Origin of the sequence: Janthinobacterium sp. ROICE36, assembly GCF_002869965.1 — a bacterium.
GTDB lineage: Bacteria > Pseudomonadota > Gammaproteobacteria > Burkholderiales > Burkholderiaceae_D > Janthinobacterium.
Genome location: NZ_PEBS01000110.1, coordinates 1 through 11,417, shown reverse-complemented (window position 1 = coordinate 11,417; position 11,417 = coordinate 1). Strand labels below are relative to the sequence as shown.

Below are 11,417 nucleotides of genomic sequence, written 5' to 3'. Positions count from 1 at the left end.
GTCAGGCGCAGTGCCGCGTCTTCCAGCGTCAGGCCCTGCGTCAGGACCAGTTTTACCGCTTCTTCACGAAGCTCCGGTGTGTAGGTTTTTGAGCGTGTCATAAGTTCTCCAGTTGGTGAAGTTTACCAAACTAGAGTGTCCGAAAAAGTCAGGGTACCTCAATCAGCCCTGCACTTGCAAATTGGACACTGAATGGGCTGGAAGCGGAACTTGTGGCGCATCTCGATGCAAAATGGGGAGTAGCAAAGGCCAAGAAACTCAAGGTCGGCGTCATACGGTACGCGGATGATTTTGTCATTACAGGTGCTTCACGAGAGCTGCTGGAAGACGTAATCAAACCGTGGGTGGAGAATTTTCTTGCCATCAGAGGTCTGCGGCTTGCAAAAGCGAAGACTAAAATCGTGCATGTCGATGAAGGGTTTGATTTCCTGGGATGGAATTTCCGCAAATACACAGGGAAGTTGCTGATCAAGCCAAGTAAGAAAAACGTCAAGGCGTTTTATAAAAAGCTGGGAACGGCAATCAGTGACAATTTGGGCGCAACGCAGGAGAATTTGATACGCCTGCTGAACCCCATGCTACGCGGGTGGGCGCAGTACCACTCGCCTGTCGTAGCAAAGCAAACGTTCTCTCGTCTGGAGTCGCTGCTGTTCTGGCGGCTCATGCGATGGGCAAAACGCAGGCACCCGACCAAGAGCGCAGATTGGATACGCAAGAAGTATTGGCGTACCGTCGGCAATCGGCACTGGGTGTTTGCATGTCAAGTTGATACTGAGTTGGGCAATAAGGCAACAATGGAACTGTACTCGCTTGCGGGAACGGCCATTGAGCGTCACATCAAGATCAAGGGAGCATTCAACCCTTATGATCCGTCATGGGAGATGTACGGCGAGACGCTACGGAAAGAACGCATGGTAAAAAACATGCGGTACCGAAAGGAGTGGATACGGCTGTACGTGGATCAGGACGGGAAGTGCGCGCTGTGCGGGTATGCGATGGACTTTGACACCGGTTGGCACGACCACCATATGCAGTATAGGGTGGCGGGCGGGTCCGATGCGCTGGGAAATCGGGTATTATTGCACCCAAATTGCCATTCTCAGGTTCATAACCTTGGATTGAAAGTAACAAAGCCGGTTCCTGTATAGGAACTTTTTATTAAGCCCGAGCCGTGTGCGGCGAAAGTCGCAAGCCCGGTTCCTAGGGGGGAGGACGCCAGTAATGGAGTCTTCCTACCCTACAATTAAAAAATCGCCTCTCAATGGTGCTTGCCCCTTCCAATTCATGAGCTGGTTTTCGGCCTCCCCCCCTTCGCAGCGCTGGGCTTTCGCCATCAGCGCGCTCGTCGCCGCCACGACGGTGCCTGTCCACGCCCAGAAAGCACCGCGTCCGGTGCATGTGGAAGATCCCGACGCGCCCACCGTCATGACGGCAAACAGCATGAACGGACGCCCCGAAAGGGAGATCAATCTCGATCAAAATGTCGTGATTGAGCGCGGAAAAACCACAAAAATGACGGCCGATACAGCTTGTTACAAACAAGTTGAAGATGAGTTCGATGCCGAGGGTCATATCAAGATGTGGCGTTTCGGCGATTACTACACGGGTGACGTCTTGAAGTTGAACATGGAAACCGGCAAGGGTTTCCTGCTCAACCCGACGTACCGCTTCGAAGTGGGTGGCGGCCAGGGCAAGGCCGAGCGCGTCGACTTCATCAACCCCGACGAAGCCAATGTCATCGGCGGTACCTACAGTACCTGCGAAGGGCCGAATCCGGACTGGTACCTGAAATCGAGCACCTTGAACCTCGATACGGGCCGCGACGTGGGCACGGGCAGCAAGACCATCATCTATTTCAAGGATGTGCCGATTCTGGGCACGCCGGGCATCTCGTTTTCGCTGTCGGGCGCGCGCCGCTCGGGCTGGCTGGCGCCCACGCCGGGCTTTGCCTCCAAGAACGGTTTCGAGCTGCTGATGCCGTATTACGTCAACATCGCGCCGAACCGCGACCTGACCTTGTTCCCGCGCTACATACAGCGGCGCGGCATCCAGCTCGGTGCGACGGGCCGCTACATGGGCGAGACGGATGCCGGCCTGTATCAGGGCGAAACGTCGGTGGAGTTTTTGCCTAACGATAAGCAAACCAAGACCAACCGCTACATGATCAAGTCCAAGCACGAGCAGGCGCTGGCCAAGGGCTGGACTTACAGCTGGGATCTGCGCGACGCATCCGACAATAATTACCCCAACGATTTTTCGAAAACCGTGGCCACTGCCACCGAACGCCAGTTGCTGCGCGAATTGCGCAGCGATTACCGCACCGAGGACTGGAGCCTGACGGCGCGCGTACAGAATTACCAGGTGCTGCAGGATCCCGATCCCAAGGTGGTCGTGCCACGCCCGTATGACCGCTTGCCGGCGGTGAACTTCCACGCTGGCAAATACGACGTCTGGGGCGGCTTCGACTGGACCTTCGACGCGGAAGCGACGCGCTTCGCCCACCCGACTCTGGTGCAAGGGTCGCGCCTCGTCGCCGTGCCGCAAGTGAGTTTCCCCATCGTGCGCCCTGGCTATTTCATCACGCCCAAGCTGATGCTCAATGCCAGCGCGTATCAGCTCGACAACGACGCCAGGACCAAGGCGAAGTTTGCGGATACGTCGTTTACGCGTGCCGTGCCGACTTTCTCGGTCGACAGCGGGCTGGTGTTTGAACGCGACACGAATCTGTTTGGCGCCAAGGGCGGCACGCAAACCCTGGAGCCGCGCCTGTTCTATGTCTACACGCCGTACCGCGACCAGTCGCAGTTCCCGAATTTCGATACGGCCGCCGGCACGTTCAACCTGACGCATATCTTCACGGAAAACCGTTTCGTTGGCAGCGACCGCATCGGCGATGCCAACCAGGTCACGGCCGCCCTGGTATCGCGTTTCCTGCAGGCCGATGGCACGGAACGCATGCGCCTGACCTTCGGCCAGCGTTTCTACTTTGCCGACCAGCGCGTGCAACTCGATTCGAGCACGCCCGTCAACCAGTCGCGTTCGGATATCCTGCTGGCAGCAACGGGCCGCGTGTCCGAGACTTGGACCGCCGACAGCCTGGTGCAGTACAATCCCAGCGACCGCCAGCTGGTCAGCTACAACTACACCTTGCAATATCAGCCCGGTGCCAAGAAAGTATTGAATTTTGGCAATCGTTTCCAGCGTGGAGACGCTGGTTGGCGCAATGTTGAAGTGTCGACCCAATGGCCGTTGACGGATCGCCTGTATGGCGTGGGACGCGTCAGTTATTCCGTGAAGGATCGCAGCATGCTGGAAAGCCTGGTCGGCCTGGAATACAAGGGCGATTGCTGGGTGTTCCGCATGGGCGCGCAACGTTTCGTCACGACGGCCAAGACGGTCTCGACGCCGATCTTCTTCCAGCTGGAATTGACGGGGCTGTCGAATGGCCTGGGTCTGGGCGCGAATGGCCTGGACACTTTTACAAAAACCATCCCCGGTTACCAGGCACTGAGCCAGCCACTCCGTTAAGATAGGCACCGTTGCCGCCGCCGGTGTTCCCGGCGCTGGCACAAACCGGTTTTTTTATTCACCTGAACTCATGAGCGCTCTACACATTATGCGTAATGCCAGTATGCACCAACTCAAAATTGCAACGGTTTTGTTGTGCGCCATTTCCGGCGCCACGACCAGTAGTGTCTGGGCGCAACAGGCTGCGCCAGCGCCTGCGGCCAAGCCCGCCGCCGCCGCCGCACCAGCGCCGGTCAAGGGCTTCACGCCACCGGCATCGAGCAGTGGCCAGACCATCGACTCCATCGCCGTCGTCGTCAATGACGATGTGATTACGCGCAATGAAGTGGCGGCCCGTATCAAGAGCGTGGAGCAGCGCATGAAGGCGCAGAACGTGCCCTTGCCCGATCCCGCCGACCTGCGTCGTCAATTGCTGGAGCGCATGATTGTTGAACGCGCACAGATGCAGCTGGCCAAGGAAATGGGCGTGCGCGTGGATGACCTGACCCTGGACCGCGCGATCGGCCGTATTGCTGAACAGCAAAAGATGACGGTGCAAGAGCTGCGCAACCAGATGGAAAAAGAAGGCACGCCGTTTGCGACCTTCCGCGAAGAAATCCGCGATGAAATCATCATGCAGCGCTTGCGCGAGCATGAAGTCGACGCCAAGATCCAGATTTCCGATTCCGAAGTGGATAACTTCCTGGAAGCGGAAAAAGCGGCGGCCAGCGAACAGGTCGAGCTGAACCTGGCGCAGATTCTCGTGCGCATTCCGGAAAACTCCAGCCCCGAGCAAATCGCCGCGCGCCGCGCGCGGGCCGAAGAAGTCAGCCGCCAGTTGCGCACGGGCGCCGATTTTGCCAAGATGGCCGCCACCTATTCCGACGCCAGCGATGCGCTGAGCGGCGGCGATATCGGCTGGCGCCATAGCGACCGTTTGCCGCCTTTGTTCACGGAACAGTTGCTGAAATTGAAGCCGGGCCAGATCACACCCATCATCAAGAGCAATACCGGTTTCCACATCCTGAAGCTGGTGGACCGCCGTAGCGCGGCCGAGGCGCAAGCCGTCGCTGCCGTGCAGCAAACGCATGCCCGCCATATCTTGCTGAAAATTACACCGACCTTGTCGGCGGCCGAAGCCAAGCGCAAATTGTCGGAATTGAAAGAGCGTCTCGACAACAAGGCCGCCAAATTCGAAGACCTGGCCCGTTTGTTTTCGAACGACGGTTCGGCGGCCAAGGGAGGCGACCTGGGCTGGCTGTATCCGGGCGATACCGTACCGGAATTTGAAACGGCGATGAATGCGCTGAAACCGGGCGAAGTGAGCCAGCCGATCGAATCGAGCTTTGGCTTCCACCTGATCGAAGTGCTGGAACGCAAGAGCGACGACGTCTCGAAAGAGAAACAGCGCAGCGCCGCCCGCAATGCCTTGCGTGAACGCAAGCTGGAAGAAGCGACGGAAAACTGGGCGCGCGAAGTACGCGACCGTGCTTACGTCGAATTCCGCCCGGACGACCAGTAATGCTGCCGACTATTTGTGCATGAGTAACTTGCCCCTTGCACGCCGCCCGGCCATCGCCATTACCTGTGGCGAACCGGCCGGTGTGGGCCCGGAAATTTCGATCCGCGCCGCCTGGGCCATGCGGCATGAAGTCACAGTCATCCTGCTGGGCGACGCCGCCTTCTTGGCGCTGACGGCCAGCCTGATCGACCCGGAGATTCGCCTGGCGGCGCTGTCGCTGCAAGCCGTACGCAACAACGGCCTGCCCCAGTTCGGCCCCGGCCGCCTGGCGGTGATCGATATTCCGACTGTCAATAATGTCATTCCTGGCGTACTCGACAAGGAAAACGGGCGCTCCGTGCTCGCTACCCTGGACGCGGCCGTGGAAGGTGTCGCCGCCGGCTGGTTTGATGCCATGGTCACGGCGCCCTTGCAAAAGAGCACGATCAACGACGCGGGCGTGGCATTTTCCGGCCATACGGAATACCTGGCCGAAAAAACCGGCACACCGCAGGTGGTGATGATGCTGGCCGGCGAACCGGGACATGGCGAACCGACCCTGCGCGTGGCGCTGGCCACCACGCATTTGCCCTTGAAGGACGTGTCCGCTGCCATTACGATGGACAGCCTGGCCGTCACCCTGGATATCATTCAGGCGGACCTGCAACAGAAATTCGGCATCGCCGCGCCGCGCATCCTGGTGACCGGCCTGAACCCGCACGCGGGCGAGGGCGGCTACCTGGGGCGCGAGGAAATCGATGTCATCACCCCGGCGATCGCTGCGGCGCAAGCGCGCGGCATCGATGCGCGCGGACCGTACCCGGCCGACACCTTGTTCCAGCACAAGTATCTGGCCGACGCCGATTGCGTGCTGGCCATGTACCACGACCAGGGCTTGCCCGTGCTGAAATATGCCACCTTCGGGCGCGGCATCAATATCACGCTGGGCTTGCCGCTGATCCGCACCTCGGTCGACCACGGCACGGCGCTGGACCTGGCCGCGCAAGGGCTGGGCCTGGCCGATTGCCACAGCATGGAGCAGGCCCTGCAAACGGCGCTCTACATGCTGCGTGCCAGCCGCCGCGCCTGATACCCACCGGTTTTACCCCGCTACACCGCCTCTAGAATAGAAAACAGAATATGAAACACGTTGCCCGCAAACGCTTTGGCCAGAATTTCCTGCATGACCGCTTCGTCCTCAACGACATCACGGCCGCCATCGCGCCGCAGGCGGACGATGCCATGGTCGAGATTGGCCCCGGCCTGGGCGCCATGACGGAGCAGTTGCTACGCCACCTGAAGCAAATGCATGTGGTTGAACTGGACCGCGACCTGATCGTGCGCCTGGAAAAGACCTTCAATCCGGCCAAGCTGACTATCCACTCGGGCGACGCGCTGAAATTCGATTTTGCGCAAATTCCCGTGCCGGCCGGCCAGAAGCTGCGCATCGTGGGCAACTTGCCGTACAACATATCCAGCCCCCTGCTGTTCCACCTGGCGGACTTTGCGCCACTGGTCAAAGACCAGCATTTCATGCTGCAAAAGGAAGTCGTCGAACGCATGGTGGCTGAGCCGGGCAGCAAGGCGTATGGCCGTTTGTCCGTGATGCTGCAATGGCGCTACGACATGACCTTGATGTTCATCGTGCCGCCGACGGCGTTTGATCCGCCGCCGAAAGTGGAATCGGCCATCGTGCGCATGATCCCCGTGGCCGAGCGCCTGGCCTGCGACCAGGCCACCCTGGAAGCGGTCGTCATGAAGGCATTCTCGCAGCGCCGCAAGGTGATCCGCAACTGCCTGGCCGGCATGTTTACGGAAGAGCAGATCAAGGCGGCCGGCATCGACCCGACCAAGCGTCCGGAAACGGTAGGCTTGGAGCAGTATGTTGCCTTGGCGAATCTGCTGAAGGCACCTGTGTAAACGTTGTCAAACCCAAGGGCTAGGACTGGGGTCGGATCCTGAGGGGCCGACCCCGGCTGTTCATCTGTTGGGGTTATTTAAAACCACTGGTCGACCTGCTGCAAATCCTGCCGCAGCGCTGAAAAACAGTCGTCCACATGGTGGTTGCGGCTGATTTCATTGCGCCGCATCAAGGCGATCTTGCGCTTGCAGGTGGGCTGGCGCAGTGGTGCCACGTGCAAGTCTTCGTCGTTGAGGAAAGTCGTGTACAGGCTGGGCATGATGCCCACGGCGATGCCGGCGCGCACCACGCCATATAGTGACTCGCTGTGTATCATCTGATACAGGCTCGACGGGCTCAAGCCATGCTGGCGCAGTGCGCTGGAAGCAAATTCCCAGATGCTGCCCTTGGTAAACACGACGATTTCCTGCCCCGCCAGTTGCTCCCAGCGCACTTCCTTCAGTGGCGCCAGCGCATGGCGTCCCGCCGTCACCAGCACCAGTTCGTCCTCGAACAGGCCCACGCTTTCCAGCGAGACGGAACCGGGCACCTCGATACCCACGCAAAAGTCCAGCTGGCCCGAATGCAAGGCGTGCAGCAAGCCGTCGTTGGGCATGTCGGACAGGACGATTTCCACTTCATCGCCATGCTGCTCGCAGTAGCGCGCCACCACCACGGCCGTCATCGCCATGGCCGACGGAATCGCGCCAATGCGGATGCGGTGCCGGCCGCTGCCGATGGCGCGCTGGATATCGGCAAAAGTGTTGCTTGCCGTATTCAATAAATGCGTGGCGTAATCGAGCGCCAGCTTGCCTTCGCGCGTCAATTCCAGCTGGTGGGTTGTGCGGTTAAACAACTTTTTCCCCAGCTGATTTTCCAGCAGCTTGATCGACGCGCTGAGCGCCGGCTGGGTCACGCACAATTCCTGTGCGGCCTTGCTGAAGCTGTTTACCCGGGCTAAGGTGGCAAACGCTTGTAAATGTCGTAAGGAAATCTTCTTGCTGAGTTCATGCATGGGCGTTGTTTATTAGAAAAAGTAATGGATTTATAAAAATAAACAAATTTTCTTATCCCGCAATTTACCATATTCTGGACTGGTCTTTACTTGTCTTGAAAGCAATAATATTCAGGAGAAGCGCCTGGAATGCGGCGCCGGCACTCTTGGCGGCGCGCCAGGCAAGGGACGCATCAATAAAATAATTCCAAAAAACTCAGGGTGTATTCTTTTTAGGGTGGCGGCGATGAACAAATGGATGACGGGAACGATGGTGGTGGGTGGCTTGCTGGCGGCGCAGGGCGCAGCGCAGGCGCAAAGCAGCGTGCAGGTGTATGGCTTGCTGTCGGCCGGTATCGGCTATGTGTCGGATGAGGGTAACGGCAGCCGCACGCATGCGCTGAGCGGCACGAATCAGAATCCCCGCATCGGTTTCCGCGGCCAGGAAGACCTGGGCAACGGCATCAAGGCCATCTTCGTGCTGGAAAACGGCTTTAACGTGATGACGGGCACGGCCTCGCAAAGCGGTCGTTTGTTCGGTCGTCAGTCCTACGTGGGTTTGTCGAGCAATGACAAGGGCACGCTGACCCTGGGCCGCCAGTACGAAGCCGTCAAGGACCTGCTGGGCCCGGTGGTCATCGCCAGTAACGGCGTGCACATCGGCGACAACGACAATGGCTATAACAACTTGCGCGTGCAAAATGCCGTCAAGTACGTCAGCCCGAACATCAGCAAGCTGTCGTTCACGGGCTTGTACGGTTTCAGCGAGAACCCGGAAGATTCCAAGCGCAACCGCGTCTACAGCATGGGCGCCGGCTACAAAGTCGATGCCTTCAGCTGGGCCGTCGCCTATACCAAGATGGACCACCCGAATAGCCCCGATGCGCCGAATGGCGCCATCGGCAACGACTATGGCAGTTCCCTGTTGCTCTTCAACAAGAGCGCCGTCAGCGGCGCCGGCGTGAACAGCCAGGCCATCGCCGGCACGGGAGGCTTTTATAATGTGGGCAAGACCAAGTTTGGCGCGCTGTACACCAACGTGCGCTACCACTACCTGGATCAAAGCAGTCTGACCTTGCAAAACGTGGATCTGAACGTGAACCACAAGCTGACGGAAGCGCTGAACCTGGGCGCGTCGTATTTCTTTACTACCGGAAAATATGACGTGATCAACAAGACGCCGAAATGGCATCAGGTCAACTTCCAGGCCGATTACTTCCTGTCCAAGCGCACCGACGTCGCCATCACCTGGAGCTACCAGAAAGCGGCAGGCGATGCGACGTTCGCCCGCGTGTTCGGTTTCGGCGCCTCGGGCGGCAAGAAGCAAAGTGTCCTGATCGTCGGCATGCGACATTATTTCTGAGTCTGATTCATCTTTACAGGCGCTGTCCCGCAGCGCCGCCCCCTGAAAGGAAGCATCTTGAAAAAGCATATCATGTTGGCGTTGAGCCTAGGCTTGCTGGCTAACGCCGCCCACGCGGAAAAACGCGAGCTGGTCATTTCGGCCTATCCGATTGCCCAGCCCTTGTTCATGAAGTATGTGTACGAGCCGTTCAAGGCCAAGTGCGGTTGCGATATCAAGGTGGAAACGGGGAATAATGCGGACCGCATCGCCAAGCTGGTGGTGCATGCCAAGAACCCGGTGATCGACCTGGTGCTGCTGTCCGATTCCGGCATGCTGGAAGCGGCGCAAAAGGGCGTCATCCAGCCCATGGATTACGCCAGGCTGAACAATTACAAAGCGCTGTACGACGTGGCGAAAAACCCCATCGGCGGCAACTACGCCGTCGGCTACACCCTGTACTCGGTGGGCCTGGTCTACCGCAGCGACAAGATCGCCCCGCTGACGTCCTGGAAAGACCTGTGGCGCCCCGAACTGAAAGGCCGCGTGGCCTTCCCCGACGTGAGCACCACGCAGGGACCGTTGATGCTGCGCATGGCCGATGCGGCCTGGGGCGGCAAGACGGACGACTACGCCACCGGCTTTGCCAAGATCGTCGGCATGAAGGGCAACGTCGTCACGTTCTCGAAAAACAGCGCGCAGCTGGCTGCCCTGTTCGCCCAGGATGAAATCTGGGCCGCGCCCGTGGCACGCTTTACCTGGTCGCAAATGCTCAAGACCGGCCTGCCCCTGAAGTGGAGCATCCCGGCCGAAGGCCAGGCGGCCGGCATGAACGTCATGGGCATCGTCGCCGGTTCGAAGAATGCGGACCTGGCTTACCAGCTGATGGATTTCTGGTTGTCCAAGGAAGTGCAGACGCAGCTGGCGACCAACCTGGTCGACTCGCCCGTCAACAAGGACGTGCGCCTGTCGGTGGCCGCCGCGCAATTCAATACCTATGGCGCCGACCAAATCAGCTCACTGAAATTCGTCAAGCCGGAAACCATCCTCAAGCAGCGCAGCAACTGGATGACGCAGTGGCACAAGGCCATGAGCAAATAGTGGTGACGAGGAGAAAACACCATGTTTGCTGATCCAAAAAAGCGCCTGGGACTGCTGCTGGTCCTGCCGGCGCTGATCTTTATCGTCGTCTGCTTCCTGCTGCCCGTGCTGGCCTTGCTGATCGACGCCTTCCGCGTCGGCGACGGCATGCAATGGGGCTTCGACCGCTTCATTGAATTTTTCTCGCAGGAATTCAACCGCACCATCTTTTGGCGCACCCTGCGCATCGCCGCGCTGGTGACGCTGGCCTCCATCATCCTCGGCTACCCGGCCGCGCAAGCCGTGGCGCGCGTGTCGCCGAAGTGGCGCGGGCTGGTGGTGGGCATGATGATCTTGCCGCTGATGGTCTCGCCGATTGCGCGTACCTATGCGTGGATCGTCTTGCTGGGCCGCAATGGCGCCCTCAACGCAGCGCTCGTCAACATGGGTTTCACGGACGAGCCGCTGCGTCTGCTGTTCAGCGAGTTCGCCGTGTTTGTCGGCCTGCTGCAATTGCTGCTGCCGCTGATGCTGATGTCGCTGGCGGGCGCGCTGGAAAACCTGCCGCGCGACGTGGAACCGGCCGCCGCCACCCTGGGCGCCAATCCATGGCAAGTGTTTTGCAAGGTCACCCTGCCGCTGACGCAGGAAGGCCTGGTCGTCGGCGGCACCCTGGTGTTTACGGGCTGCGTGACGGCCTATGTGACGCCGGCCTTGCTGGGTGGCACCAAGGTGCTGATGCTGGAAACCCTGCTGTACCAGAAGGTCAGCGTGGAGAGCGATTTCGGCGCCGCCAATGTGATCGCCGTCATCCTCGTCTGCATGACCCTGCTGGTCAACGCCGGCCTTAACAGGGTGTTGAAAAAGGACCCCAGTCCTTCGGATTTTGTCGCCAGACATGCGAATTTTTCGGGCTGGAAGCCGCATTTTTCCTAAAAAGCAGTTTTCAGCCACTTTTCAGGCCGTTTTTTGACATTTTTTAGCGCTTTCCGTACTCTATGGACGGAGTTATCCAACCACCGCCGATAAACGCCAGCCAAAGATCGTCGCCATGCGCGTCAGGTTGTAAGCGGCGAAAGTGAACGTGGTTTGT

8 protein-coding genes and 1 pseudogene are annotated in these 11,417 nt (G+C 59.1%); 8 read left to right on the top strand and 1 reads right to left on the bottom strand.

Features of this window, described 5'->3' with window-relative positions; translation table 11 throughout:
* Positions 1–149 precede the first annotated feature (149 nt).
* The 5 genes and pseudogenes from CSZ94_RS25640 to rsmA form a co-directional block, all read left to right on the top strand.
* Positions 150–1,148 (top strand): annotated as a pseudogene (locus CSZ94_RS25640) (group II intron maturase-specific domain-containing protein); the annotation flags it as partial.
* Between the two features lie 136 nt (positions 1,149–1,284).
* Positions 1,285–3,528, top strand: a complete 2,244-nt coding sequence (locus tag CSZ94_RS25635; protein WP_102124106.1) for an LPS-assembly protein LptD — start codon at positions 1,285–1,287, stop codon at positions 3,526–3,528.
* Positions 3,529–3,631: 103 nt separating this feature from the next.
* Positions 3,632–5,029, top strand: a complete 1,398-nt coding sequence (locus CSZ94_RS25630) for a peptidylprolyl isomerase (protein WP_258001208.1) — start codon at positions 3,632–3,634, stop codon at positions 5,027–5,029.
* Positions 5,030–5,048: 19 nt separating this feature from the next.
* Complete coding sequence (gene pdxA / locus CSZ94_RS25625; RefSeq protein WP_102124104.1) at positions 5,049–6,098, top strand: 4-hydroxythreonine-4-phosphate dehydrogenase PdxA; 1,050 nt, start codon at positions 5,049–5,051, stop codon at positions 6,096–6,098.
* Between the two features lie 50 nt (positions 6,099–6,148).
* Positions 6,149–6,928, top strand: coding sequence for a 16S rRNA (adenine(1518)-N(6)/adenine(1519)-N(6))-dimethyltransferase RsmA (gene rsmA / locus CSZ94_RS25620; protein WP_102124103.1), 780 nt, complete (start codon positions 6,149–6,151; stop codon positions 6,926–6,928).
* Positions 6,929–7,005: 77 nt separating this feature from the next.
* Here rsmA and CSZ94_RS25615 read toward each other — a convergent pair whose 3' ends face one another.
* Entirely contained in the window at positions 7,006–7,923 is a 918-nt protein-coding gene (locus tag CSZ94_RS25615; protein WP_034778821.1) for a LysR family transcriptional regulator, read from the bottom strand.
* Positions 7,924–8,149: 226 nt separating this feature from the next.
* On the opposite strand from CSZ94_RS25615, the gene CSZ94_RS25610 reads away from it, so the two are divergent.
* The 3 genes from CSZ94_RS25610 to CSZ94_RS25600 are packed head-to-tail and all read left to right on the top strand — an operon-like array spanning position 8,150 to position 11,260.
* Positions 8,150–9,265 carry a porin gene (locus CSZ94_RS25610; protein ID WP_258001206.1) on the top strand — a complete coding sequence of 372 codons (1,116 nt, stop codon included), beginning with the start codon at positions 8,150–8,152 and terminating at the stop codon, positions 9,263–9,265.
* Between the two features lie 57 nt (positions 9,266–9,322).
* Complete coding sequence (locus tag CSZ94_RS25605; RefSeq protein ID WP_258001205.1) at positions 9,323–10,345, top strand: ABC transporter substrate-binding protein; 1,023 nt, start codon at positions 9,323–9,325, stop codon at positions 10,343–10,345.
* A 21-nt stretch (positions 10,346–10,366) separates the two neighbouring features.
* Positions 10,367–11,260 (top strand): ABC transporter permease, encoded by an 894-nt coding sequence (locus tag CSZ94_RS25600; RefSeq protein WP_258001204.1) that lies wholly within the window; start codon positions 10,367–10,369, stop codon positions 11,258–11,260.
* The last annotated feature ends 157 nt before the right edge of the window (positions 11,261–11,417 follow it).